At 74.8% G+C, this 24,286-nt stretch carries 24 protein-coding genes and 1 tRNA gene; 3 read left to right on the top strand and 22 right to left on the bottom strand.

Annotation, left to right across the window (positions count from 1 at the left end):
- The gene (locus ACI79H_RS15000; RefSeq protein ID WP_456555202.1) at positions 1-777 is read left to right on the top strand and encodes a peptidylprolyl isomerase; all 777 of its coding nucleotides are present in this window, start codon (positions 1-3) and stop codon (positions 775-777) included.
- Between the two features lie 60 nt (positions 778-837).
- Here the strand turns inward: ACI79H_RS15000 and ACI79H_RS14995 are convergent, their stop codons facing one another.
- The 21 genes from ACI79H_RS14995 to ACI79H_RS14895 all read right to left on the bottom strand — a co-directional run bounded on the left by ACI79H_RS14995 (position 838) and on the right by ACI79H_RS14895 (position 21,582).
- Entirely contained in the window at positions 838-3,300 is a 2,463-nt protein-coding gene (locus tag ACI79H_RS14995) for a RelA/SpoT family protein (RefSeq protein WP_456555201.1), read from the bottom strand.
- 94 nt (positions 3,301-3,394) lie between these two features.
- The gene (locus tag ACI79H_RS14990) at positions 3,395-3,979 is read right to left on the bottom strand and encodes an adenine phosphoribosyltransferase (protein WP_456555200.1); all 585 of its coding nucleotides are present in this window, start codon (positions 3,977-3,979) and stop codon (positions 3,395-3,397) included.
- On the bottom strand, positions 3,976-5,361 hold the full coding sequence (secF, locus tag ACI79H_RS14985; RefSeq protein WP_456555199.1) for a protein translocase subunit SecF: 1,386 nt from the start codon (positions 5,359-5,361) through the stop codon (positions 3,976-3,978). Before secF ends, ACI79H_RS14990 begins: the two co-directional genes overlap by 4 nt.
- The gene (gene secD, locus ACI79H_RS14980) at positions 5,358-7,031 is read right to left on the bottom strand and encodes a protein translocase subunit SecD (RefSeq protein WP_456555198.1); all 1,674 of its coding nucleotides are present in this window, start codon (positions 7,029-7,031) and stop codon (positions 5,358-5,360) included. Before secD ends, secF begins: the two co-directional genes overlap by 4 nt.
- A gap of 14 nt (positions 7,032-7,045) precedes the next feature.
- Positions 7,046-7,369: a preprotein translocase subunit YajC gene (gene yajC, locus ACI79H_RS14975; protein ID WP_456555197.1), complete on the bottom strand. Its 324-nt coding sequence runs from the start codon at positions 7,367-7,369 to the stop codon at positions 7,046-7,048.
- Positions 7,370-7,535: 166 nt separating this feature from the next.
- Complete coding sequence (ruvB, locus tag ACI79H_RS14970) at positions 7,536-8,660, bottom strand: Holliday junction branch migration DNA helicase RuvB (protein ID WP_456555196.1); 1,125 nt, start codon at positions 8,658-8,660, stop codon at positions 7,536-7,538.
- A complete protein-coding gene (gene ruvA, locus ACI79H_RS14965) occupies positions 8,657-9,295 on the bottom strand; it encodes a Holliday junction branch migration protein RuvA (protein WP_456555195.1) in 639 nt (212 codons plus the stop codon). The genes ruvB and ruvA overlap by 4 nt, the downstream gene beginning before the upstream one ends.
- Positions 9,292-9,861, bottom strand: coding sequence for a crossover junction endodeoxyribonuclease RuvC (ruvC, locus tag ACI79H_RS14960; protein ID WP_456555346.1), 570 nt, complete (start codon positions 9,859-9,861; stop codon positions 9,292-9,294). Before ruvC ends, ruvA begins: the two co-directional genes overlap by 4 nt.
- Before the next feature lie 89 nt (positions 9,862-9,950).
- On the bottom strand, positions 9,951-10,706 hold the full coding sequence (locus tag ACI79H_RS14955; RefSeq protein ID WP_456555194.1) for a YebC/PmpR family DNA-binding transcriptional regulator: 756 nt from the start codon (positions 10,704-10,706) through the stop codon (positions 9,951-9,953).
- A complete protein-coding gene (gene pdxT / locus ACI79H_RS14950) occupies positions 10,703-11,365 on the bottom strand; it encodes a pyridoxal 5'-phosphate synthase glutaminase subunit PdxT (RefSeq protein ID WP_456555193.1) in 663 nt (220 codons plus the stop codon). Before pdxT ends, ACI79H_RS14955 begins: the two co-directional genes overlap by 4 nt.
- Before the next feature lie 11 nt (positions 11,366-11,376).
- Positions 11,377-12,492 (bottom strand): heparan-alpha-glucosaminide N-acetyltransferase domain-containing protein, encoded by a 1,116-nt coding sequence (locus ACI79H_RS14945; protein WP_456555192.1) that lies wholly within the window; start codon positions 12,490-12,492, stop codon positions 11,377-11,379.
- Positions 12,489-13,385: a pyridoxal 5'-phosphate synthase lyase subunit PdxS gene (gene pdxS / locus ACI79H_RS14940; RefSeq protein WP_456555191.1), complete on the bottom strand. Its 897-nt coding sequence runs from the start codon at positions 13,383-13,385 to the stop codon at positions 12,489-12,491. The genes ACI79H_RS14945 and pdxS overlap by 4 nt, the downstream gene beginning before the upstream one ends.
- A 42-nt stretch (positions 13,386-13,427) precedes the next feature.
- Positions 13,428-13,982 carry a hypothetical protein gene (locus ACI79H_RS14935; RefSeq protein ID WP_456555190.1) on the bottom strand — a complete coding sequence of 185 codons (555 nt, stop codon included), beginning with the start codon at positions 13,980-13,982 and terminating at the stop codon, positions 13,428-13,430.
- An 11-nt stretch (positions 13,983-13,993) separates the two neighbouring features.
- Complete coding sequence (locus ACI79H_RS14930) at positions 13,994-15,187, bottom strand: glycosyltransferase family 4 protein (protein ID WP_456555189.1); 1,194 nt, start codon at positions 15,185-15,187, stop codon at positions 13,994-13,996.
- On the bottom strand, positions 15,187-16,143 hold the full coding sequence (locus ACI79H_RS14925; protein ID WP_456555188.1) for a phosphatidylinositol mannoside acyltransferase: 957 nt from the start codon (positions 16,141-16,143) through the stop codon (positions 15,187-15,189). Before ACI79H_RS14925 ends, ACI79H_RS14930 begins: the two co-directional genes overlap by 1 nt.
- The gene (gene pgsA / locus ACI79H_RS14920) at positions 16,140-16,781 is read right to left on the bottom strand and encodes a phosphatidylinositol phosphate synthase (RefSeq protein ID WP_456555187.1); all 642 of its coding nucleotides are present in this window, start codon (positions 16,779-16,781) and stop codon (positions 16,140-16,142) included. Before pgsA ends, ACI79H_RS14925 begins: the two co-directional genes overlap by 4 nt.
- Positions 16,781-17,344 (bottom strand): HIT family protein, encoded by a 564-nt coding sequence (locus ACI79H_RS14915; protein WP_456555186.1) that lies wholly within the window; start codon positions 17,342-17,344, stop codon positions 16,781-16,783. Before ACI79H_RS14915 ends, pgsA begins: the two co-directional genes overlap by 1 nt.
- Positions 17,341-19,371 carry a threonine--tRNA ligase gene (gene thrS / locus ACI79H_RS14910; RefSeq protein ID WP_456555185.1) on the bottom strand — a complete coding sequence of 677 codons (2,031 nt, stop codon included), beginning with the start codon at positions 19,369-19,371 and terminating at the stop codon, positions 17,341-17,343. The genes ACI79H_RS14915 and thrS overlap by 4 nt, the downstream gene beginning before the upstream one ends.
- Positions 19,372-19,472: 101 nt before the next feature.
- Complete coding sequence (locus ACI79H_RS14905) at positions 19,473-20,606, bottom strand: CapA family protein (RefSeq protein WP_456555184.1); 1,134 nt, start codon at positions 20,604-20,606, stop codon at positions 19,473-19,475.
- 9 nt (positions 20,607-20,615) lie between these two features.
- Positions 20,616-21,167, bottom strand: coding sequence for an MOSC N-terminal beta barrel domain-containing protein (locus ACI79H_RS14900; RefSeq protein WP_456555183.1), 552 nt, complete (start codon positions 21,165-21,167; stop codon positions 20,616-20,618).
- 10 nt (positions 21,168-21,177) lie between these two features.
- Positions 21,178-21,582, bottom strand: a complete 405-nt coding sequence (locus ACI79H_RS14895; RefSeq protein ID WP_456555182.1) for an HNH endonuclease — start codon at positions 21,580-21,582, stop codon at positions 21,178-21,180.
- Positions 21,583-21,782: 200 nt separating this feature from the next.
- Between ACI79H_RS14895 and ACI79H_RS14890 the strand changes: the two genes are divergently transcribed.
- Entirely contained in the window at positions 21,783-22,610 is an 828-nt protein-coding gene (locus ACI79H_RS14890) for a hypothetical protein (RefSeq protein ID WP_456555181.1), read from the top strand.
- A complete protein-coding gene (locus ACI79H_RS14885) occupies positions 22,607-24,043 on the top strand; it encodes a multicopper oxidase family protein (RefSeq protein ID WP_456555180.1) in 1,437 nt (478 codons plus the stop codon). The genes ACI79H_RS14890 and ACI79H_RS14885 overlap by 4 nt, the downstream gene beginning before the upstream one ends.
- A gap of 62 nt (positions 24,044-24,105) precedes the next feature.
- Here the strand turns inward: ACI79H_RS14885 and ACI79H_RS14880 are convergent.
- Positions 24,106-24,177: transfer RNA gene (locus ACI79H_RS14880), tRNA-Val, on the bottom strand.
- Positions 24,178-24,286 lie beyond the last annotated feature (109 nt).

Here is a 24,286-nt window from a genome sequence, read left to right as displayed (position 1 = left end):
GTGCCCACGAACAAGCAGCGCCGCGAGGCCGCCCAGCGCCACCTCCAGCGCCAGCTGGAGCGCCGAGCCGAGCTGGCCCGCAAGCGCCGCCGCACCCTCGGCATCACCCTCGCCGCGATCGCCGCGCTCGTCGTCGTGGGCGCGGTCCTGCTGATCAGCGGCGTCCTCACCGGCGACGACGAGGACACCGAGGCCGCCGCCGGCTCGGACAGCACCTGCACCTACGTCGCCACCGACCCGGGGGTCAACCCGGACCTGACCGACGTCGGCCTGCCCGACGGCGACGTCCCGACCAGCGGCACGCAGGCGCTCACCATGGCCACCAGCGCCGGCGACATCGGCCTCACCCTCGACCAGGAGGGCGCCCCCTGCGCGGCCGGCGCGATCACCTACCTCGCCGAGCAGGGCTTCTTCGACGGCACCGGCTGCCACCGGCTCACCACCAGCCCGGGCCTGCAGGTGCTGCAGTGCGGCGACCCGAGCGGCACCGGCCGCGGCGGCGCGGCGTTCGACTACCTGACCGAGGCGACCGGCACCGAGACCTACCCGCGCGGCACGATCGCGATGGCCAACTCCGGGCAGGGCTTCGACGGCAGCCAGTTCTTCCTGGTCTACGGCGACAGCCTCGAGGGCAATCCGAACTACACCGTCGTCGGCACCATCGACGAGGCCGGGCTCGGCGTCCTCGACGCGATCGCGGCCAAGGGCGTCGCCGACGGCAGCGAGGACGGCGCCCCGGCCGAGCCGGTCACCATCGAGTCGATGACCCTCGCCTGATCCCTCCCCTGCGTTTCCGCGGTGAAGCAGCCTGCCTTACCGCGGAGAAGCAGGCGTTGGTCAGGCGGTCACGCGCTCCACGTCGAAGACGCCGTCGACGTTGCGCACCGTCTGCAGCACCGCGCCGAGGTGGGCGGGGTCGGCCAGCTCGAAGGTGAACCGGCTGACCGCCACCCGGTCCCGGCTGGTCTGCACCGAGGCGGACAGGATGTTGACCCGCTCGTCGGCCAGCGCCTTGGTGACGTCGGAGAGCAGCCGGTGCCGGTCGAGCGCCTCGACCTGGATGGCCACCAGGAACACCGAGCCCGGCGCGCTGGCCCACTCCACCTCGACCAGCCGCTCCGGCTTGCGCTGGAGGTCACCGGCGTTGGTGCAGTCGGTGCGGTGCACGCTCACGCCACCGCCGCGGGTGACGAAGCCGAGGATGTCGTCGCCGGGCACCGGGGTGCAGCACTTTGCGAGCTTGGCCCACACGTCGGTCATGCCGTGGACGACGATGCCCGGGTCGCCGGTGGCCGACCGGCGCGGCGTCGGCCGGCGGGTCGGGATCGCCGTCTCTGCGATGTCCTCGACCGCGCCCTCGCTGCCGCCGAGCGCGGTCATCAGCTTCTCGACGACCGAGGCCGCCGAGATCTGGTTCTCCCCCACCGCCGCGTACAGCGCGGTGACGTCGGCGTAGCGCAGGTCCTTGGCCAGCGAGCTCAGCGCCTCGCCACCGAGGAGCCGCTGCAGCGGCAGCCCGGCCTTGCGCATGGCGCGGGTGAGCGCCTCCTTGCCGGCCTCCACCGCGTCCTCGCGGCGCTCCTTGGTGAACCACTGCCGGATCTTGGTGCGCGCCCGCGAGGAGCCGACGAAGCTCAGCCAGTCCTGCGAGGGGCCCGCGGTCGGCGACTTCGAGGTGAAGATCTCCACGACGTCGCCGTTGGAGAGCTTGCTGTCCAGCGACACCAGGGCGCCGTTCACCCGGGCGCCGATGGTGCGGTACCCGACCTCGGTGTGCACCGCGAAGGCGAAGTCCACCGGCGTGGACTCCCCGGGCAGGCTGACCACGTCGCCCTTGGGCGTGAAGACGAAGACCTCCTGCGGGCCCAGGTCGTAGCGCAGGGTCTCCAGGAACTCGCCGGGCTCCTGCGCCTCGCGCTGCCAGTCCAGCAGCTGGCGCAACCACAGCATGTCGTCGGGCGAGCCCACCTTGGGCGGCGCGCCGAACTCACCGGCGCTGGGCTTGCCGCCGGCGCGGGCGTTCTCCTTGTACTTCCAGTGCGCGGCGATGCCGTAGTCGGCGGTGCGGTGCATGTCGTGCGTCCGGATCTGCAGCTCCACCGGCTTGCCGTGCGGGCCGATCACCGTCGTGTGCAGCGACTGGTACATGTTGAACTTCGGCATGGCCACGAAGTCCTTGAAGCGGCCCGGCAGCGGCTGCCAGTGGGCGTGCATGATGCCCAGCGCGGCGTAGCAGTCCCGCACGGAGTCGACCAGGATCCGGATGCCGACCAGGTCCCAGATGTCGGTGAAGTCCCGGCCGCGCACGATCATCTTCTGGTAGATCGAGTAGTAGTGCTTGGGCCGGCCGGTGACGACCGCCTCGATCTTCGCCGCCTTGAGCTGCTCCTGGACCGTGGTGGTGACCTCGGCCAGGTAGGTGTCGCGCGAGGGCGCCCGCTCGGCGACCAGCCGCACGATCTCGTCGTAGCGCTTGGGGTACAGCGTCGCGAACGCGAGGTCCTCGAGCTCCCACTTGATCGTGTTCATGCCCAACCGGTGGGCCAGCGGGGCGAGGATCTCCAGCGTCTCGCGCGCCTTCTTCTCCTGCTTCTCGGGCGGGAGGAAGCGCAGCGTGCGCATGTTGTGCAACCGGTCGGCCAGCTTGATGACCAGCACCCGCGGGTCGCGGGCCATCGCCACGATCATCTTGCGGATCGTCTCGGCCTGGGCGGCGTCACCGAGCTTCACCTTGTCGATCTTGGTGACGCCGTCGACGAGGTGCGCGACCTCCGGGCCGAAGTCGGTGGTGATCGACTCCAGGGTGACGCCGGTGTCCTCGACGGTGTCGTGCAGCAGCGCCGCGACCAGCGTCGTGGTGTCCATGCCCAGGCCCGCGAGGATCGTGGCCACCGCGAGCGGGTGGGTGATGTAGGGGTCACCGCTCTTGCGCTTCTGCGCGGCGTGCGCGCCCTCGGCGACGTCGTAGGCCCGCTGCAGAAGCACCAGGTCGGCCTTCGGGTGGCTCTGGCGGTGCAGCGCGGCCAGCGGCTCGAGCACCGGGCGCACGACGGTGCTGCGCTGGCCGGCGACGATCCGGCGGGCCAGCCGGTCGCGGACCCGGCGGCGCGGGGCGGCGGTGTCGCCGTCGGAGGGCTCGGACCCGACGTCGTCGGGCCGGCGGACGACGGGACGCTCGGGCAACGGCGGACGGCGGTCCGGCTCGCCCGCGGGCGGCGTCGGCCGCGCCGTCCCCGGAGCCTGGGCGCCGGGCGTGGCCGGGCGCGCGGGAGCGGCGTCGGCGGCTACGTCGGAGGCCACGGCTGCTCCCTCGGGTTCGAGGAGGTGGGTACCGGTCCCATGCTAGCCGGGCACGGCCAGCCGCCGCCCCGCCGCCGGGCGGGTCCTCCCCCTGTCAGGTGGTCCAGAGCGCGTGCACGGTGTGCGGCGCGAGTCGCTCCCGTCCGCCGAGCGCGGCCAGCTCCACGACGACCGCCACCGCGGTCACCACGCCCCCGAGCTGCTCCACGAGGGCGACGGTCGCCGCCAGCGTGCCGCCGGTGGCCAGCACGTCGTCCACGACCAGCACCCGCTGGCCGGGGCGGATCGCGTCGGCGTGCAGCTCCAGGGTCGCGGTGCCGTACTCGAGCACGTAGTCCGCGGCGATCCGCTCGCGCGGGAGCTTGCCCGCCTTGCGCACCAGGACGACGCCGGCCCCGGCTCCCAGGGCGACGGCGCCACCGAGCAGGAAACCGCGCGCCTCCACCCCGACGACCAGGTCGAACGCGGCACCTCCGCCCACGCCCGCCACGGCCGCGGCCCGCGGGTCGGACGCCGACGGCGCCGCCAGGCCCTCGGCCACCCGGCGGAACGCCGGACCGTCGGCGAACACCGGCGTCAGGTCGCGGAACAGCACCCCGGGCTCGGGGTGGTCGGGCACGTCGACGGTCAGCGAGGCGATCAGCTCGTCCAGCGGCTGCTGGACCTGCCCGTCGCTCACCGGCGCCGCTTGCCGGCCGGACGGGTCCGGCCGTCGGGGCGCTGCGGGCGGGCACCCGGTCGCGGCGCGACCGTCGACCCGGAGCCCTCCGGACGGACCGACGCGGGCGACTCGACCACGACGTCGGCGGCCACCTCGCCGGGCAGCTCGGCGACGGCGGTGCCTGCGGCCGACGGACGGCGCGTGCGCCGCGCGCTGGCGACCGGCCCGGCCGGGAGCCCGCTCCCGCCCTGACGCGCCGCCGAGGAGCGGCGGGCGAGGACGCGGCGGCGCAGCGCCTGGACCTCGGGCTCGCGCTCCTTGAGGTCGGCCACGATCGGCGTCGCGAGCACGATCGAGGAGTACGTGCCCGCGGCGAGGCCGACGAACAGCACCAGCGCGAGGTCCTTGAGCGTGCCGACCCCGAGCAGCCCGGCTCCGACGAACAGCAGGCCGGCGACCGGCAGCAGCGCGATGACCGAGGTGTTGATCGACCGCATGAGGGTCTGGTTCACCGCCAGGTTCGCCGCCTCGCCCCACGTCATGCGCGCGGTCTTGTCCAGGTCCTTGACGTTCTCGTCCACCTTGTCGAAGACCACGACGGTGTCGTAGAGCGAGAACCCGAGGATGGTCAGGAAGCCGATGACGGTGGACGGCGTGACCTCGAAACCGACCAGCGCGTAGACGCCGGCGGTGACGATGATGTCGTGCGCCAGAGCCGCCATGGCGCCGATGGCCATCTTGAGCTGGAAGCGCAGCGCGAGGAAGGCCACGACCGCGACGAGGAAGACGACCAGCGCGATGAGCGCCTGCTCGGTGATGTCCTCGCCCCACTCGGCGCTCACCGACTCGGGGCTCACCTGGTTGTCCTCGACCCCCGCCGCATCGGCGACGGCGGTGACGACCGCCCGCTCGGTGTCGCCGTCCAAGGCCTCGGTCCGCAGGAGCACGGTGTCGCCGCCGACGATCTGCGCCGAGGCGACCTGGGCGCCGGCGTCCTCGGCGGCCTCGCGGACCTCGGTCAGCTGCGACTGCTGACCGGGGAGCCGGAAGCTGTTGCCGCCCTCGAAGTCGATGCCGAAGTTGAAGCCGCGGAAGACCATCGCGGCGAGCGACAGCAGCAGGATCACCGCGGTCACCTTGTAGATCAGCCGGCTCCTGCCGACGACGTCGAGCCCGGCCTCGCCGTTGTAGAGCCGGTGGGCCAGCGACTCGCGGGGGCCGGCGAGCGGCTCGGCCGCCCCCTCGCGGGGCAGCCCGGCGTCGACGAGGTCGTCGTCGCCCATCTCGGCTGCCGCCTCGGCGGCTGCGTCGCCGGCGTCCCGGGCCTCGTCGGCCTCCGTGCCCACCGGGACGAGCTCGTCCTCGGGCCGCAGGCGGTCGTCCCGCTCGTCGCGGGTCATGAGCTGCTCCTGTTCTGCGCCGGGGCACCGGAGGCGGCGCCGACCAGCTCGGGGTCCACGCGGGGTGCCGCGGACCGCCCCGACTTGCTGACCTGGCCCAGCCCCGAGATGCGGCCGCTGCCGAACCACCGGTACCGGGACAGGACCGCCATGAGCGGGTGGGTGAAGAGGAAGACGACGACGAGGTCGAGGACCGTGGACATGCCCAGCGTGAACGCGAAGCCCTTCACGTCGCCGATGGCGAGCACGTACAGGATCGCCGCCGCGAGGAAGCTGACCGCGTCCGCCGAGAGGATCGTCCGCCGGGCGCGGACCCAGGCCCGTGGCACGGCCGAGCGCAGGCTGCGCCCCTCGCGGATCTCGTCCTTGAGCCGTTCGAAGTAGACGACGAAGGAGTCGGCGGTGATGCCGAGGGAGACGATGAACCCGGCGATGCCGGCGAGGCTGAGGGTGAACCCGATCTCCCGACCCAGCACGACCAGGACGCCGTAGACGACGACGCCGGAGAGCACGAGGCTGGCAATCATCACCAGGCCCAGCGCCCGGTAGTAGAGCAGGGAGTACAGGAACACCAGGCCGACGCCGATCGCGCCGGCGATGAGCCCGGCCTGCAGCTGCTCCTCGCCGAGCTCGGTGGAGATCGACTGGGCGGTGGCCTGGGTGAAGCTCAGCGGGAGCGCGCCGTACTTGAGCTGGTTGGCCAGCTCCGTGGCGCCCTCCTGGTCGAACTGACCGGTGATCTCGGTGCCGCCGCCCGGGATCGCGGAGTTGATCGTGGGCGCCGAGATGACGCGGCCGTCCAGCGTGATCGCGACCGCGTTGCCGACGTTGGCCGCGGTGTACGCGGCCCAGGCGCTGGTGCCCTCGTTGTCGAAGTCCAGGTTGACGATCCACTCGCCGGTGCCCGCCCGGGTGCCGGCCGTGGCGTCGGTGACCGACGTGCCCTCGACCACCGCGGGGCCGAGCAGGTACTTGACCAGGCCGTCCTCGCTGCAGGCGGCGACGTGGTCGTCGGGCCGCGCCACGTCGCTGGTGGCCGCGCCTCCGCAGGTCAGCGCGTCGAAGGCGGCCCGCGCCTCCTCCTGCGTGACCGCCGGGGCGTCCGGTGCGCGGGTCGGGGGTGCGGTGTCCGCCCCCTCGTCCTCGGCGCCCGCGGTGGGTTCGGTGGCGTCGGTCGGCTCCGCACCCTCGGTCGGCTCCGCGGCGTCCGTCGGCTCCGCGGCGTCCGTCGGCTCCGCGCCGTCGGTCGGCTCCGCACCCTCGGTCGCCTCGGCGTCCTCGGCCGGGGCCTGGGCCGCCTCGCCGACGTCGAGCACCGGGCGGAACCGCAGCTGGGCGGTCTCGCCCAGCTGGCGCGCCTGGTCGCCGTCGTCCCCGGGGACGGAGATGACGATGTTCGAGTCGCCCTCGGTGATGACCTCGGCCTCGGCGACGCCGAGGCCGTTCACCCGCTGCTCGATGATCCGGCGGGCGAGCTCCAGGTCCTCGCGGTCGGGCGCCGCGCCGTCGGGCGTGCGGGCCGTGAGGGTGACCGTCGTGCCGCCGCGCAGGTCGAGGCCGAGCTGCGGCGTGCGGTCGGAGCCGGCGAAGAAGACCAGGCCGTAGAGCACGGCGACGATCAGGACGAACGCGCCGAAGTACCGGCGGGCCGGCAGCGAGCGGTTGGCCACGGTTGCTCCCCGGTTCAGAGGGTGTCGTCGGCCGGGCGTCCGCCGGCCGCGCCGGGCGTGTCGTCGCCCGGCATCCCGGTGGCCGGCTGGCGGATCTCCAGGATCGCCGGCCGGGCGAAGGTCACGACGACGCCGGGCGCGAGCTCCAGGTCGACGGTCGCCTCGGCGAGCGCGACCACCGTGCCGTGGATCCCGCTGGTGGTCATGACCGGCGTGCCGACGGTCAGCGACTCCTGCAGCGCCTGGGCCCGGGCCTGCATGGTCTTGCGCTGGCGTGCGGGGAGCACGAACAGCAGCACCGCCAGCAGGGCGAGCATGATCAGAGGGAAGAACTCCACGACAGGTGTGCCTCTCTACCGCGCGTGCTGCTCGCGGTCGGTGCGGCCCTCGCGGGACCGCTCGGGTGCGTCGGTCGCCTCGGCGCAGCTCGAGCACGGCGCGCGGCGACCCGGGAGGGCGCGCACGGCCGCGGCCGCTCGGAGTTGCGCGCCAGCGCCCCGGAGTCTAGGCGTCGAAGAGCGGCTCTGACGACGAGCCCGCGCCCTGTGGGTCTGCTGTGACCCGGCCGAGGGGGATCCCGCCCCGGGGCACCTCCAGCCCCAGGTGCCGCCAGGCCGCCTCGGTCGCCACCCGCCCGCGCGGCGTGCGGGCCAGCAGCCCGGCCCGCACGAGGAACGGCTCGCACACCTCCTCGACGGTGTGCGGCTCCTCCCCCACGGCGACGGCGAGGGTGGCGACGCCGACCGGCCCGCCGCCGAACTTCGTGACCAGCGCCTCCAGGACGGCGCGGTCGAGCCGGTCGAGCCCGAGGTGGTCGACGTCGTAGAGCGCCAGCGCGGCCTCGGCGACGGCGCGGGTGACCCGGCCGTCGGCCTCGACCTCGGCGTAGTCGCGCACCCGGCGCAGCAGCCGGTTGGCGATGCGGGGCGTGCCGCGCGACCGGCCGGCGATCTCCGCCGAACCCTCGCCGGTCAGCTCGACGCCGAGCAGCTCGGCGCTGCGGGCCAGCACCTGCTGCAGCTCGGCGGGCTCGTAGAACTCCATCTGGCCGACGAAGCCGAAGCGGTCGCGCAGCGGCCCGGTGAGCAGCCCGGCGCGGGTGGTCGCGCCGACCAGTGTGAACGGGTTGATCTCCAGCGGGATCGCCGTCGCCCCGGGCCCCTTGCCGACGACGACGTCGACGCGGAAGTCCTCCATCGCCATGTACAGCAGCTCTTCGGCCGGCCGGGCGATGCGGTGGATCTCGTCGATGAAGAGCACGTCGCCGGGGGCGAGGTTGGACAGCATCGCGGCGAGGTCGCCGGAACGCTCGATCGCCGGCCCGCTGGTGATCTTCACCGCCGTCCCGAGCTCGGAGCCGATGATCAGCGCGAGGCTGGTCTTGCCCAGCCCGGGCGGGCCGGACAGCAGCACGTGGTCCGGCGGGCGGCCCCGTCGCTTGGCGCCCTCCAGGACGAGCGCGAGCTGGCGGGCCACCTTCGGCTGGCCGATGAAGTCGTGCAGCGAGTGCGGGCGCAGCGCGGACTCGACGACCCGCTCCTCGTCGCCGGCCTGCGGCGACACCGCCCACTCCTGCCCCAGGTCCCCGCTCACCTCGCCGGTCAGCGACCGGTCGAACGGCGCGCTCATGACCTGCCCAGCAGCTGCAGCGCCTGCCGCAGCAGGACCGCGACCTCGACCGCGCCGGTCTCGACGATCTGCGCGTCGGCGACGGGGGCGAGCTGGGTGAGCGCCGTCTCGGCCTCCTTGCCCGACCAGCCCAGCCCGACCAGGGCCGAGGTGAGCTGGTCGCGCCACGGGGCGACCGGCGTGACCGGCGCCAGGCCGGCCGGGGCCGGGCCGTCCAGGGAGGTGTCGGTGGTGACCGAGCCGAGCCGGTCGCGCAGCTCCAGGATCAGCCGCTCGGCGCCCTTCTTGCCGATGCCCGGCACCTGCATGAGCGCCTTCACGTCGGCCATCGACACCGCGCGGCGCACCTCGCGCGGCGGGTGGATGGCGAGCACCGCCTGGGCCAGCCGGGGCCCGACGCCGTTGGCCGTCTGCAGCAGCTCGAACAGCGAGCGCTCGTCGTCGTCGGCGAAGCCGTAGAGGGTCAGGGAGTCCTCGCGCACCACGAGGCTGGTGGACAGGCGGGCGCTCTCCCCCACCTGGAGGCGCGCGATGGTGCCGGGCGTGCACTGCACGGCCAGGCCGACGCCGCCGACCTCGACCACCGCGCCGTCCGGCGAGACCGCGGCCACCCGGCCGCTGACGCTCGCGATCATCGGGCCGCCACCCCCTGCCAGCGCGGCAGGGTGCGCTGCACGACCGGCGCGCCGATGCCCCCGGCGATGGCCGCGGAGCGCAGCCGCTGCTGGGCCGGCCCGCGCCAGGCGTGGCAGACCGCCAGCGCGAGCGCGTCGGCGGCGTCGGCGGGCCTCGGCGCCTCGGCGAGGCCCAGCACGCGGGTGACCATCAGGGTGACCTGCTCCTTGTCGGCCCGGCCGTTGCCGGAGATCGCCGCCTTGACCTCGCTGGGCGTGTGCCAGGCGACCGGCCGGTCGGCCTGCGCGGCGGCCAGGGCGGCCACGCCGGCGGCCTGGGCGGTCGCGTGACCGGTGCCCTTGTTGTTCTGGGTGAAGACCCGCTCGATCGCGACGACGTCGGGCCGGTGCTCGCGCAGCAGGGCGGTCACCGCGGTGTGCAGCTCCAGCAGCCGGAGCTCGAGGTCGAGCTCCGGCAGGGTGCGGACCACGCCGACGCCCACGGCCGTGGGCCGGGCACCGGGGCGGCCGTCGACGACCCCCCACCCGCACCGGGTGAGCCCCGGGTCGATGCCGAGCACCCGCATGGCCACGCTCCTAGCCTCGCACGAACACGTGTTCGATACGAACGCTAGCCCGCACCCGGCCCGCTCCTGCGCGCGACGCGCCGGACGCGTCAGGCGTCGATCTTCTCCATGACCTCGTCGGAGACGTCGTAGTTCGCGTAGACGTTCTGCACGTCGTCGAGGTCCTCGAGGGCGTCGATGAGGCGGAACACCTTGCCCGCGCCGTCCTCGTCCAGCTCCACCTGCACGCTGGGCAGGAAGCCCATGTCGGCGGAGTCGTAGTCGATGCCGGCGTCCTGCAGGGCGCTGCGGACCGCGACCATGTCGCCGGGCTCGCTGACGACCTCGAGGGTGTCCCCCAGGTCGCGGACCTCCTCCGCGCCGGCGTCCAGGACGGCCATGAGCACGGAGTCCTCGTCGACCCCGTCGGCCTTCTGCACCACCACGACGCCCTTGCGGGAGAAGAGGTAGGACACCGAGCCCGGGTCGGCCATGGTCCCGCCGTTGCGGGTCATGGCGGTGCGGACCTCCATGGCCGAGCGGTTCTTGTTGTCCGTCAGGCACTCGATGAGGACGGCGACCCCGCCGGCGGCGTAGCCCTCGTAGGTGATGCCCTGGTAGTCGACCCCGCCGGCCTCGGCGCCGGAGCCGCGCTTGACCGCCCGGTCGATGTTGTCGTTGGGCACCGAGCTCTTCTTCGCCTTCTGGATGGCGTCGTAGAGCGTCGGGTTGCCGGCCGGGTCACCGCCGCCGGTGCGGGCCGCGACCTCGATGTTCTTGATCAGCTTGGCGAAGAGCTTGCCGCGCTTGGCGTCGATGCCGGCCTTCTTGTGCTTCGTCGTCGCCCACTTGGAATGGCCGCTCATGCGTTGCCCCTCTCGTTCCCGGCGTGCGCGCCGGCCTGCTCGGCCAGGCGAGCGCGGACGATGTCGACGAACAGCGCGTGCACCCGGCGGTCCCCGGTCAGCTCGGGGTGGAAGCTCGTGGCCACCAGGTTCCCCTGGCGGACCGCGACGATCCTACCGTCGGCGTCTCCCCCGCTGACCCGGCCGAGGACGTCGACCCCCTCGCCGGCCTCCTCGACCCACGGCGCCCGGATGAAGACCGCGTGCAGCGGCTCCCCGCCGACTCCCTCGAGTGCGATCCCGGACTCGAAGCTCTCGGTCTGCCGGCCGAAGGCGTTGCGGCGGACGGTCACGTCGAGGCCGCCGATCGTCTCCTGGTCCGGGGGCGCGTCCAGCAGCCGGTCGGCGAGCAGGATCATCCCGGCGCAGGACCCGTACGCGGGCAGACCCGCGCGCACGGCGGCACGCAGCGGCTCCAGCAGCCCGAACCGGCGGGCGAGCTTGGCGATCGTGGTGGACTCGCCACCGGGGAGGACCAGCCCGTCGACCCGGGCCAGCTCCTCCGGCCGGCGCACCGCGACCGCCTCGGCGCCCTGCTCGGCCAGCGCTGCCAGGTGCTCGCGGACGTCGCCCTGCAGGGCGAGGACGCCGACGACCGGCGGAGCGGGAGCGGCGGCCACGACGGAGCAGGCTACGTCCGGGCCGCCGGACCGGTGTCGGCAGCCCTCGTCGAGCTCCAGGTCAGCAGCCGCTCGAGCGGGCCGCGCCCCAGCTGCCGCCACCACGTCCCCGCGAGGGCCAGCGCGCTGACGACGAACAGCAGCCAGAGCCCGAGACCCTCCGGACGCTGCGGTCCCCCGTCGTCGAGGACGCGGAGGGCGACGATCTGCGCCGCGTAGACCGACAGCGCCAGTGCCCCGACGGCCCGGAGGGGCGCGGTGAGCAGGGGCAGCCGGTCGGCCACGACCAGGCACCCGGCGACGACCAGGACGGCGAACCCGCCGGAGCCGACGATCTCGAACGTGGTGCCGCTGTGCGGCTCGGCGCCGGCGAGCCAAGCGGCCTCCCACTCCCCCAGCGGCGCGGCGTAGCCGTCGGCGGGACCGCCGCGCGCGGTCGCGCCCGGCACGCCGTCGTCGGCCGCCGCCCGGCCGGTCAGCCGGCCGCCGCCGTACCCGAGGACCGCCGCGGCCGCCCCCGCCGCGGCGAGGCGGGCGCGCACCGGCCCGCTCGCCAGGTCGAGCCGGCCCACCGCCAGCCCCACCAGCACGAAGGCCAGCCAGAGCAGCGCCGGGTACGTCCCGGTGACGAGCAGCTCGGCCACGTAGTGCTCCTCGGCGTCCGCCGCGGACAGCACCTGCCCGAGGAGCACGTCCAGCGGCGGGCCGAGCACCGCGATCGCACCGGCGGCCAGGAGCAGCCGCCGCGGCGGCCAGCGCAGGAACGGCAGCGCCAGCACGAACAGCACGGCGTAGACGCCCAGGATGATCGCGACGAAGGTGTCCAGCCACTCCAGCGCGGCACCGATGGCGAACACCCAGGCGGCGCGGACGGCGATCCGCAACCGGGCGCGGACCAGGTCGACCCCCTCCGCCGGGTGCGTCCGGCCCGAGAGCAGCGCGATGGAGGTGCCCGCGAGCGTCGCGAACAGGATCGAGGAGCGGCCCTCGACGACGGCCGCCCACGTCGACGGGTCGGCCGTCAGCTCCTCGCCGATCCGGAGGTGGGCGCCGAACATGCCCAGCACGGCCAGGCCGCGCGCGAGGTCCAGCCCCGCGACGCGGTCGGCGCGCGCGGGGGAGGTCACCAGCCGCGGGTCGCGTACCGCTCGCTCTCCGGCAGGGTCGAGACGTTCAGTCCGACCATCGCCTCGCCGAGCCCGCGGGAGACCTTGGCGATCACGTCGGGGTCGTCGTGGAAGGTGGTGGCCTGCACGATGGCGGCCGCGCGCTGCGCCGGGTCGCCGGACTTGAAGATGCCCGAGCCGACGAAGACGCCCTCGGCGCCGAGCTGCATCATCATCGCCGCGTCCGCCGGGGTGGCGATGCCGCCGGCGGTGAACAGGACGACGGGCAGCTTGCCGAGCCGGGCGACCTCCTGCACCAGCCCGACCGGCGCGCGGAGCTCCTTGGCGGCGACGAACAGCTCGGTCTCGTCGAGCGTGCCCAGCGCCTTGATGCCGGCGCGGATGGCCCGCATGTGGCGGGTGGCCTCGACGACGTTGCCGGTGCCGGCCTCGCCCTTGGAGCGGATCATCGCCGCGCCCTCGGAGATGCGGCGCAGCGCCTCGCCGAGGTCGGTGGCGCCGCAGACGAACGGCACGGTGAACGCGCTCTTGGCGATGTGGTGCGCCTCGTCGGCCGGCGTCAGGACCTCGGACTCGTCGATGTAGTCGACGCCGAGGGACTGCAGCACCTGGGCCTCGACGAAGTGCCCGATGCGGGCCTTGGCCATCACCGGGATCGAGACGGCCTGGATGATGCCGTCGATCATGTCGGGGTCGCTCATCCGCGAGATGCCGCCCTCGGCGCGGATGTCGGCCGGCACGCGCTCGAGCGCCATGACCGCGACGGCGCCGGCGTCCTCGGCGATCCGCGCCTGCTCGGGCGTGACGACGTCCATGATGACGCCGCCCTTGAGCTGCTCGGCCATCCCGCGCTTGACGCGGTCGGTGCCGGTGGTGGGGGTCTGCTCGGTCATCGGGGGCGGCCTCGGGGCTCGGGAGCGGTGGCGGCCGCCATCCTACGGCCGGCCGGTGCCCCGCCCCGCGGCGCTGCTGCCCACCGGCGCACCCAGCCGGTCGTCGATGTCGAAGAAGCGCGGCAGCGGCCGGCGCGCGTGCAGCCGCATCACCCGGGGCAGCCGGCGGCCGCGCAGTGCCCGGGTGTCGCGGACGGCGTCGTTGTAGAAGCGCCGCGCCAGCGCCACGCGGGTGCTGGTGCCGGCCAGGTCGGCCTGCAGCGCCTCCGGCACCCCCGGCAGCTCCGCGGGCAGCTCGCGCAGCTCGCGCCCCAGGGCGTTCTCGGCCGCCTCGCGGTCCCCGTGCTCGGCGGCGCGCGCCTGCTCGGCCGCCTCGGCCAGGGTGCGCGCCCGCGCCGGCCCCAGCGCGGCCGGGTGCTCGCGGGCCAGCTCGGCGGCCAGCCCCGCCCGCCGCCGCAGCTGCAGCTCGAGGGTCGTGCGCGCCTGCGCCACCCGGGCCTCCAGCCGGCCGAGCCGCACGAGCGTCCAGGCGGTCCAGGCCAGCAGCAGCGCCAGGACGACCGCGACGACCGTCCAGATCCACGCCTCGGCACCCACGGGGAGGGAGGCTAGCGGTCGCTCCCCCACCGGCGGGGCGTCCGCGTCGCGCCGTCCCCGGGCAGGACGTCGTCCTCCAGCGCCTGCACGGCGGCACCGCCGGGTGGCACGACCGTCTCGTACACGGCGAGGATGCGGCGGGCCAGCACCGGCCAGTCGTAGCCGCGCGCCACCTCGCTGCCCCGGGCCGAGAGCCGCGCCCGGCGGTCCGGGTCGGCCAGCAGGTCGCCCAGCGCGGCGCCCAGGGCCGCGGCGTCGCCGCGGGGCACCAGCACGCCGGCGTCGCCGCCCTCCAGGACACGGGCGAAGGCATCGAGGTCGCTGGCCACGATCGGCGCCCCCGCGGCCATGGCCTCCAGCAGCACCACCCCGAAGGACTCGCCGAGCAGGTTCGGCGCGCAGTAGACGTCGACCGAGCGCAGGAACGCCGCCTTGTCCGCCTCGGAGAGCTCGCCCAGCAGCACGACGTGCGGCCGCAGCTGCTCGCCGACCAGCCGGTGCAGCTGGTCTGCGTCGCCCCGTCCGGCCACGAGCAGCCGGACGTCCGGGTGCCGGCGGACGACGCCGCGCATCGCCTCGAGGAGCGTCGGCAGCCCCTTGCGCGGCTCGTCGAAGCGGCCCAGGAACCCGATCGTCGGCCCGGTGCCGGAGGCAGCCGGCAGCGCCGGCCCGTCGGCGAAGACGTCGACGTGGACGCCGTTGGGGATGATCACGGCGTCGCCGCCGAGGTGCTCGACCTGCACCCGCCGCGCGAAGTCGGAGACGGCGATGCGGCCGGTGATGCGTTCCAGCCACGGGCGGACGACGGGGCCCCAGGCGGCCAGCCACTTCGACCGGGTGGTGGCCGCGTGGAAGGTCGCCACGATGGGTCCGTCGGCGATGATGCAGACCAGCAGGGAGGCCGACGGCGGGGCCGGCTCGTGCACGTGCACGACGTCGAACCGCCCCTCCCGCAGCCACCGGCGGACGCGGGTCGCGGACACCGGCCCGAACTGCAGGCTGGCCATCGAGCCGTTGTACGGGACGGGGACGGCGCGCCCGGCGAAGGTGATCCAGGGGTCGGTGAGCGACTCCTCCTGCTCGGCGGGGGTGAGCACCTCGACGTGGTGCCCCATGCCGCGCAGGGTCTCGGCCAGGTCGCGCACGTGGTACTGCACCCCTCCGGGCACGTCCCACTTGTAGGGGCAGACGAGGCCGATGCGCATCAGCCCTCCCCGTCCGCGGCGCCCCCCCGGGGCGGGTCGGGAGGGACGTCGGGCCAGATGCGGCCCAGCATGTGCCAGTCCTCGGGGTGCTCGGCGATCCCGGCGGTGAACACGTCGGCGACGGCCTGCATCGCGGTCGTCACCCGGGTGGCCAGCCGGCCCTCGCCGGTCACCGGCACCTCGGGGTGGACCTGGATCCGCCAGCCGGCGCCGTCGAACCGCGGCACCGCGGGCAGCAGCGCGGCCCCGGTGCGGGCGGCCAGCAGCGCCGCCCCGCTGGGCATCAGCGTCGGCCGGTCGAAGAAGGTCACCGGCACGCCGCCGGTGCCGAAGTTGCGGTCGACCAGCAGGCAGCTCACCCCGCCACCGTTCAGCCACTCGCGCAGCACCTCCGAGCCCGGCTTCGGGCCCCCGGTGAGCGGGGCGACCTTCATGCCCAGCGACTCGCGGTACTCGAGGAACCGGCGGTACAGCGACTCGGGCTTGAGCCGTTCGGCGATGGTGAGGAAGGGCTCGCCCAGCCAGTCGGCCAGCCACGCCCCGGCGGCGTCCCAGTTCCCGCTGTGCGGCAGGGCGAGCACCACGCCCCTGCCCTCCTCGCGGGCCTGCGCGATGAGCTCGCTGCCCGGCACCCGGGTGTCGCGGCGGATCCGTTCGATGCCCAGGGTGGGGAGGCGGAAGGCCTCCTGCCAGTAGCGCGCGTAGGACGCCATGCCCCTGCGGTGCAGCTCGTCGAGCTCGGCCTCGCTCAGCCGGCCGCCCGTCGCCACCCGCAGGTTGGCGCGCAGCTGGCGCACGCCCGTGCCGCCCCGGCCTGCCGCCCAGCGGCCGCCGGCCTCGAACCCCGCCCGCGCGACCGGCTCCGGCAGCATGCGCACCGCGCGCCAGCCGGCGGCGTAGCCGGTGTCGGTGAGCCGGCCGGTGATCCGGCTGCGCAGCTGCGCGGCGTCGGTCACGGCGCCGGCGGCGTGCGCGGGGTCTGCGGCAGGGCGGCGCCCGCGGCCTGCCGGCGGACGGCGACCATCCGCTGGACCACCGTGACCGCGCTGCCGGCGACGAGCAGGACGAGGGCCACGTGCAGCGAGTACGGGATGCCCAGGCCGGTGAAGCCGGTGCCGACGAGGACAATGATCAGCCGCTCGGTGCGCTCGACGACCCCGACGTCGCAGGACAGGCCGACCCCCTCCGCCCGCGCCTTGATGTAGCTGGTCAGGACGCCGAGCACGAGGCAGATCAGGGCCAGCAGCACGAACAGCCGGTTGTCCCCCTCGCCGGAGAACCACCAGGCCAGCGCGCTGAAGATGGCGGCGTCGGCGGCGCGGTCGCCCACCGAGTCCAGGACCGCGCCGAACACCGAGCCGCCGCCCCGGGCGCGGGCCAGCGCGCCGTCGAGCATGTCGAGCATCACGAACATCCAGACGGCGAAGGCGCCCCAGAACAGGAAGCCGTTGCCGATGAGGAACACCGCGGAGGCGACGGCGCCCACGGTGCCCGTGATCGTGATCATGTCCGGCGTGATCCCGGCCCGCACCAGGGCCGGCACGATCGGGGCCACCACCTTGGCGACGGCGGGGCGCGCGTTGACGCCGAGCATCAGCCCTGCCCACCCGGCTGGGCGGCGGCCGGCGCCGGCCACGCCGCGGCCAGCAGCGCCCGCGTCTCCCCCAGCACCTGGGGCAGCACGCGGGTCAGGCCGACGACCGGCATGAAGTTTGTGTCCCCGCCCCACCGCGGGACGGCGTGCTGGTGCAGGTGGTCGGCGATGCCGGCACCGGCGACCGAGCCCTGGTTCATGCCGATGTTGAACCCGTGCGCGCCGGCCACCTCGCGCACGACGCGCATCGCCGTCTGCGTGACCGCGCCGAGCTCGGCGACCTCGTCGGCCGTCAGGTCGGTGTAGTCCGGCACGTGCCGGTAGGGCACGACCATCAGGTGGCCGGCGTTGTACGGGTACAGGTTGAGCACGGTGAAGACCGTCGCGCCGCGGGCGACGATCAGCCCGTCCTCGTCGCTCATCGTCGGGATGACGCAGAACGGGCAGTCGTGCGTGCCGGTGGGCTTGCCCTCGCCGCGGATGTAGGCCATCCGGTACGGCGTCCACAGGTGCTCGAAGGCCTGGCCGGGGCTCTGCCCGACCGCCGGGCCGTCCTGGCTCATCCGGCCACCACGGTCCGCCCCGCCTCGTCGTCGGCCGTCGGGTCGACGTTGGAGCGGGAGGCGATCCAGGCCGCGATCTGCTCGACGGCCTCGTCGACCGGGACGCCGTTGCGCTGCGACCCGTCGCGGTAGCGGAAGGAGACCGCGCCGGCGTCGGCGTCGGTCGCGCCCGCGATGAGCACGAACGGGACCTTCTGCTTGCTGGCGGTGCGGATCTTCTTCTGCATCCGGTCGTCGGAGTCGTCGACCTCGACGCGGACGCCCCGCTGCTTCAGCCGCAGCGCGACGTCGTCGAGGTAGGGCACCTGCTCGTCGGTGATGGGGATGCCGACGACCTGCACCGGGGCCAGCCAGGCCGGGAAGGCGCCGGCGTAGTGCTCGGTGAGGACGCCGAAGAAGCGCTCGATCGACCCGAACAGCGCCCGGTGCAGCATCACCGGCCGCTGCCGCGAGCCGTCCGCGGCGGTGTACTCGAGACCGAACCGCTCGGGCAGGTTGAAGTCGACCTGGATGGTCGACATCTGCCAGGTGCGCCCGATCGCGTCCTTCGCCTGCACGGAGATCTTCGGGCCGTAGAAGGCGGCGCCGCCCGGGTCCGGGAAGAGCTCCAGCCCGGAGTCCAGGGCGGCCTGCCGCAGCGCCTCGGTGGCCCGCTCCCAGCCCTCGTCGGTACCGACCGACTTCTCCGGGTTCCGGGTGGACAGCTCCAGGTAGAAGTCGCTGAGCCCGTAGTCGGCGAGCAGGCCGAGCACGAAGTCGAGCAGCCCGCGCAGCTCCCCGGCCATCTGCTCCGGGGTGCAGTAGATGTGCGCGTCGTCCTGGGTGAAGCCGCGGGCGCGGGTGAGCCCGTGCACGACGCCGGACTTCTCGTACCGGTAGACGGTGCCGAACTCGAACAGCCGCAGCGGCAGCTCGCGGTAGGAGCGCCCGCGGGAGTCGAAGACCAGGTTGTGCATCGGGCAGTTCATCGGCTTGAGGTAGTAGTCCTGCCCCTGCTTGCGGACGTTGCCGTCGCTGTCGCGCTCCTCGTCCAGCTGCATCGCCGGGTACATGCCCTCGGCGTACCAGTCGAGGTGGCCCGAGACCTCGAACAGGTGCCCCTTGGTGATGTGCGGGGTGTTGACGAAGGCGTAGCCGGCCTCCTCGTGCCGGCGCTGGCTGTACTTCTCCAGCTCCAGGCGGATGATCCCGCCCTTGGGGTGGAACACCGCCAGGCCCGAGCCGATCTCGTCGGGGAAGCTGAAGAGGTCCAGCTCGGCGCCCAGCCGCCGGTGGTCGCGGCGCTCGGCCTCGGCGACCTGCTCCAGGTAGGCCTTGTGCGCGTCCTTGCTCTCCCAGGCGGTGCCGTAGATGCGCTGCAGCTGCGGGTTCTTCTCGCTGCCGCGCCAGTAGGCCGCCGCGCTCCGGGTGAGGCTGAACGCCGGGATGGCGCTGGTGCGCGGCAGGTGCGGACCGCGGCACAGGTCGGTCCAGACCCGTTCGCCGGAGCGCGCGTCGAGGTTGTCGTACATGGTCAGCTGAGCGCCGCCGACCTCGACGTCGGCGCCCTCGGCGGCGTCGGCCGCCCCGCCCTTGAGCCCGATGAGCTCGAGCTTGTAGGGCTCGGCGGCCAGCTCGGCCTGCGCGTCGGCGTCGCTGATCTCCCGCCGGGAGAAGTGCTGCCCGGCGCGGACGATCTCGGTCATCTTCTTCTCGAGGGCGGCGAGGTCCTCGGGGGTGAAGGGCCGCTCCGGGTCGAAGTCGTAGTAGAAGCCGTTCTCCACCGGCGGGCCGATGCCCAGCCGGGTGCCCGGGAAGAGCTCCTGCACCGCCTGCGCGAGGACGTGGGCCGTGGAGTGCCGGATGACCGCCCGCCCCTCGGCGCTGGCGGCGGGCACCGGTTCGACCTCGGCGTCGGCTCCCGGGGTCCAGCCGAGGTCCTTGAGCTCGCCGCTGGCGACGTCGCGGACGACGACGGCGCCGTCGGGGCCCTTGAGCGGGACGCCTGCGTCCTTGAGCGCCTGCACCGCCGTCGTCCCGGCCGGCACACGGACGGATCCGACGGCGGCAGACGGGGGCGGGGTCGACACGGGGAGCTCCAGGGGTGGGATGGGGTGGGACAGCCTCGGAGCCTAGTGCGCGCGCGGGCTCACCCCGGAGCGACTTCCAGTCCGGCGGCCCGCGCGCCCCGCCGGTCGAGGACGGCGGCGGTGCGGGCGGAGCTCGCCGGGTCGGCTGGGACGATCCGGACCGCGTCGGGTCCGAGCTCGATGCGCAGCGGCACCGCCTCGGCCCGGGTGGCGGTGAACCGCCCGTCGGCCCCCCGCGTGAAGGTGAACCGGGCGGCCACCGAGTCCTCGGTCGGGTAGCCGCGGGTGGCGTGCTCGGCGAGGTGGTTGCCCAGCCCGAAGGCCACCCACTCGTCGCCGATCCGCTCGACGGGCTGCACGACGTGGGCGTGGTGGCCGAGCACCAGGTCGACGTCGGCCGAGGCCAGCAGCGCCCGCACCGCGGCCTCCTGCGCCGGCGTCGGGTCCTGCTCGTACTCCTGGCAGCAGTGCAGGCTCACGACGACGACGTCCGCGCCCGCCGCGCGCGCCCGCGCGGCGTCCTCCAGGACACCGTCGACGTCCGGCAGGTCGGCGACGTCCACCGACCACGCCCGCCCCGCCGGGAGGGCCACCCCGTTGGTCCCGAACGTCGCCGCGACCAGGCCCACGCGGGCTCCGCCGGCGTCGACGACGGTCGGCTGCCGGCTCTCCTCCTCGCTGCGGGCGGTGCCGGCGTGGGCGAGGCCGGCGGCGTCCAGCGCGTCGAGCGTGCGGGCGAGCCCGTCGACGCCGTCGTCCAGGGAGTGGTTGGAGGCGGTGGAGCACGCGTCGTAGCCGGCGCCGGCCAGGGCGTCGACGATCTCGGGCTGGACGGCGAAGCTCGGGTAGCCGCGGTACGGGCCACCGTCGGGCGCGACCGGCGTCTCCAGGTGGCAGACCGCCAGGTCGGCGGCGCCGATGATCGCGGCGACCGGGGCGAAGACCTCGGCGAAGTCGTACGAGCCGTCGGGCCGCCGCGCGCCCGCGGTGAGCGCGCGGTCCTGGTGGACCAGGACGTCGCCGGTCGCCAGCAGGGTGAAGCTCTCCGGTGGCGGGGGCGGCGCGGTCGCCGTCGGCTCGGGCGGGCCGGCGGACGGCGGGGTCGGGTCCCCGCCGGTCCCGTCGTCGGTCGAGCACGCACCGAGCAGCAGCACCGCGAGCGCGGCGAGGGCTCCGGATCGGCGGCGTGGCACGGCCGGAGGCTAGAGCAGGACGGCGTCGCCGACGGCGATCCCGCCGGGGCGGCGCACCTCGGCGTAGACGCCGAGGCAGTGCTTCGGCGTCCGCGTGACGAGCAGTTCGGCGTCGCCGATGCGCAGCGTCCGGCCGACCCAGGTGCGCTCGTCGTCCTCCCCGGCCAGGTCGACCAGGACGTTGGCCCGCGGGTCGTCCGCCGAGCAGCCCTCGGGGACGTCGCCGGCGGCCGCGCGGTCGATCGCCTGCCGGGACACCAGGTGCACCGCCGCCACGTCGGCCGCCGACCCGCCCTCGGCGGCGCGCAGCCGCACCGGGCGGCCCAGCACCCCGCTGACGGCCCGGGCGTCGGCGTCGGGGTCCCCGGTGGGCTGCAGCTCCCCGAGCCCCGGCGCGTGCTTCCCGCGCACCACCTCGCCGGTGGCGACGTCGACCACCGACCAGGCGCGGTCACCCTCCGGGCCCGCAGGGGTGAGCAGCACCCGGTCGCGGGCGGAGCCGCCGAGGGACTTGACCGGGTAGGTCCAGATGCCCGCCACGCGGCCCGCCGTCGTCGTCACCCCCCGGAATCTAGGCGGGCATCGCCCCGCCGTCCGCCCGGCGGCGGATCCGGCGCAGTTGGGCGTCGAGGTACGGGCGCGCCCGCCGCTGGCCGCCCTCCCGCTCGATGGCGCCGGCCAGGGCCGTGAGCGCCCGCAGCAGCCGCGCCTCGTCGGCGTCCCAACCGCGGCGCAGGCACTCCTCCAGCCACTCGACCGGTCGGCGGTGGCCGCGCTCGCCGTTGCACCGGCGGCAGGCGGCGACCTCGTTCTCCAGCCAGGAGGGGCCGCCCTTCAGCCGGGGCACGACGTGCTCGGTGGTGGGCGCGATCAGCGGGGCGAAGGCCCGGCCGCACCAGATGCAGGTGCCGCCGTCCCGCTCGAGGACGGCCAGCAGCCGCACGGCGCGGGCGGGCGGCGAGCCGGAGCGGGGCATCACGTCCATGGTCCCCGCGATCCCGCGGCGGTGCACGGTTGGTGAAGGCCTCCGCACGCGGTGTCCCGCCTCGCGGCAGCGTGTTCGCACCGTGATCGCAGCGGTGACGGAGCGCCCCCGCGCAGCTCCCGGCGCCGCCACCCTCCCGCCATGGCGGCCGGCAGCCCGTCGTCCGCCCGGCTGGAAGCGAGGGATCAGACATGACGGGACGGACACGGCTGCGCCGGTGGTCCACGGGGGGCGCCGCACTCCTGATGGCCGCCGCGCTCGCCTCCTGCGGTTCGGACGACGACGGCGGCGACGACTCGGCGGCCGCGGAGACCAGCGCCGCCGAGGAGAGCGCCGACCCCGCGGAGTTCTGCGAGGCCTCGGTCGACCTCGAGGGCGCCTTCTCGATGGGGCCGCCGATCGACGAGGCCGCGCCCCCGGAGGAGCAGCAGGCCGCGCTCGAGGAGTTCGGCAGCACGGTCGAGCCGCTGCTGGCCGACGTCGAGGACTCCGCTCCCGAGGAGATCTCGGAGGACGTCACCACGGCCGCGGGCATCGTCCGCGAGGCGCTGTCGAGCGGCGACCCCGCCGCGCTCGAGAGCGAGGAGTTCCAGCAGGCCGACGACAACATCGACGAGTACATGCTCGCCGAGTGCGGCTTCGAGCAGATCGAGGCCACGGGCGTCGACTACGAGTACGAGGGACTCCCGGACACGGTGCCCGCGGGCATCGTCGCCGTGACGCTGACCAACGAGGGCGAGGAGCTGCACGAGATCGGCATCGCCCGCATCAACGACGACGTCACCGAGCCGGTGGAGCAGCTGCTCACCCTCCCCGAGGAGGAGATCTTCTCCAAGCTCGTGCTCAAGGGCGTCACGCTCGTGGAGCCCGGCGCGTCCGAGACCACGTTCATGCGCATGGAGGAGGGCCGCTACGGCGCGGCCTGCTTCATCCCCGAGGGGACGACGAGCATGGAGATGCCGGGGATGGGTGCGCCGCACTTCACCATGGGCATGTTCGCGGAGTTCACGGCCGAGTGAGCCACGCCCCCGGACCGCCGGCCACCCGGCGCCAGTTCCTCGGCCTGACGGCCGCAGCCGGGGTGGCGCTGCTCGCCGGGTGCTCGGGCCGTCAGGCGCCCGCCGCAGGCCCCTCCCCCGCGGGGGGCCTGCGGCTCACGGCCGCCCCGATGCGGGTGGACCTCGCCGGGCGCGAGATCCCGACCTGGGGGTACGGCACGGTGCCCGGCCCCGAGATCCGGCTCAAGGCCGGCGAGGTCCTGCGGGTGCAGTTGCTCAACGACCTGCCCGAGGACACGACGGTGCACTGGCACGGGCTGGCACCGCCGAACCGGATGGACGGCGTCCCCCGGGTCACGCAGGACCCGGTCGCACCGGGCGAGGCGTTCGACTACGAGTTCGAGACACCGCTCGCCGGCTCGTTCATGTACCACGCGCACGTCGGCATGCAGCTCGACCGCGGGCTGTACGGCCCGCTCGTCGTCGAGCCGCGGGACGAGCCGCTCGTCTACGACCGCGAGTACACGGTGATGCTCGACGACTGGGCCGACGGGCTGGACGAGGACGGCGGCCACGACGAGCACGGCGGCGCCGGGCGCGGGCCGGCGGTCGACCTGCCGCCGGAGGCGGCCGCCGACCGGGACCCGGCGACGGCCGTCTCCTTCGGCGGCCGCAGCTACCCCCTCCTGCTGGTCAACGGCCGCCCGCCGGCGGACCCACCGGTGTTCGAGGGGCGGCCCGGTGACCGGCTCCGGCTGCGGGTCATGAACATCGCCGCGGACACCGGTTTCCGGTTCGCGGTGGCCGGCCACCGGCTGACCGTCACGCACGCCGACGGGATGCCGGTGGAGCCGGTGACCGTGGACGCGCTGCGCCTGGGCATGGGCGAGCGCTACGACGTGCTGCTCGACCTCGACCGCCGGGACGGCGCCTGGCAGGTGGGCGTGGTGGCGGAGGGCCGGGTCGGCTGGGGGCGGGCGGTGCTGCGGTACACGGGCAGCCCGGCGTCCTCCGCCCCGCCGGTGACGGCGTGGCCGGCGGAGCTGGACGGCCGGTTGCCGGCCTACGAGGATCTGCTGGCGCTGGAGCCGCTGGACCTGCCGGCCGGGGCCCCGGACCGGGCGTTCGACCTCGTGCTGGAGGGCACCGAGATCAGCGGGCAGAGCTACCCGGACGCCGATCCGCTGACCGTCGTCGAGGGCGAGCGGGTGCGGGTGCGGCTGCAGAACACCAGCGCCAAGTGGCACCCCATGCACCTGCACGGGCACCACTTCCAGCTGCTCACACCGTCCGGTCGCGGGCCGGTCAAGGACACCGTGAGCGTGCCGGCCCGGGGCGGGGTGGTGGCCTTCGACTTCCTCGCCGCGAATCCCGGCCGCTGGCTGTTCCACTGCCACAACCACCACCACATGGAGGACGGCATGGTGCGGCTGGTGGAGTACCGCGAGCGCTAGCAGCCCGGGGACGACGGAGGGCCAGGCGGTCCGTCGCCGGACTGCCTGGCCCTCCGTGTGCGTGGGCGATACTGGGTTCGAACCAGTGACCTCTTCGGTGTGAACGAAGCGCTCTACCACTGAGCCAATCGCCCGGGGGGGGGGGGGGGGGGGGGGGGGGGGGGGGGGGGGGGGGGGGGGGGGGGGGGGGGGGGGGGGGGGGGGGGGCGGGGGGGGGGGCGGGGGCGGGGGAGTCGGGCCTGT

The sequence above is a fragment of the Blastococcus sp. SYSU D01042 genome (assembly GCF_054050515.1).
This window is presented reverse-complemented; position numbering and strand designations above follow the sequence as displayed.

Coding starts and splice junctions, on each gene's coding strand:
- secF (WP_456555199.1), bottom strand. CDS start 5,361: ATGACCCGCGACGAGCGGGACGACCGCCTGCGGCCCGAGGACGAGCTC.
- ruvB (WP_456555196.1), bottom strand. CDS start 8,660: ATGAGCGCGCCGTTCGACCGGTCGCTGACCGGCGAGGTGAGCGGGGAC.
- ruvA (WP_456555195.1), bottom strand. CDS start 9,295: ATGATCGCGAGCGTCAGCGGCCGGGTGGCCGCGGTCTCGCCGGACGGC.
- ruvC (WP_456555346.1), bottom strand. CDS start 9,861: ATGCGGGTGCTCGGCATCGACCCGGGGCTCACCCGGTGCGGGTGGGGG.
- ACI79H_RS14955 (WP_456555194.1), bottom strand. CDS start 10,706: ATGAGCGGCCATTCCAAGTGGGCGACGACGAAGCACAAGAAGGCCGGC.
- pdxS (WP_456555191.1), bottom strand. CDS start 13,385: ATGACCGAGCAGACCCCCACCACCGGCACCGACCGCGTCAAGCGCGGG.
- ACI79H_RS14930 (WP_456555189.1), bottom strand. CDS start 15,187: ATGCGCATCGGCCTCGTCTGCCCCTACAAGTGGGACGTGCCCGGAGGG.
- pgsA (WP_456555187.1), bottom strand. CDS start 16,781: ATGCTCGGCGTCAACGCGCGCCCCGCCGTCGCCAAGGTGGTGGCCCCG.
- ACI79H_RS14915 (WP_456555186.1), bottom strand. CDS start 17,344: ATGAGCCAGGACGGCCCGGCGGTCGGGCAGAGCCCCGGCCAGGCCTTC.
- ACI79H_RS14895 (WP_456555182.1), bottom strand. CDS start 21,582: ATGCCCCGCTCCGGCTCGCCGCCCGCCCGCGCCGTGCGGCTGCTGGCC.
- ACI79H_RS14890 (WP_456555181.1), top strand. CDS start 21,783: ATGACGGGACGGACACGGCTGCGCCGGTGGTCCACGGGGGGCGCCGCA.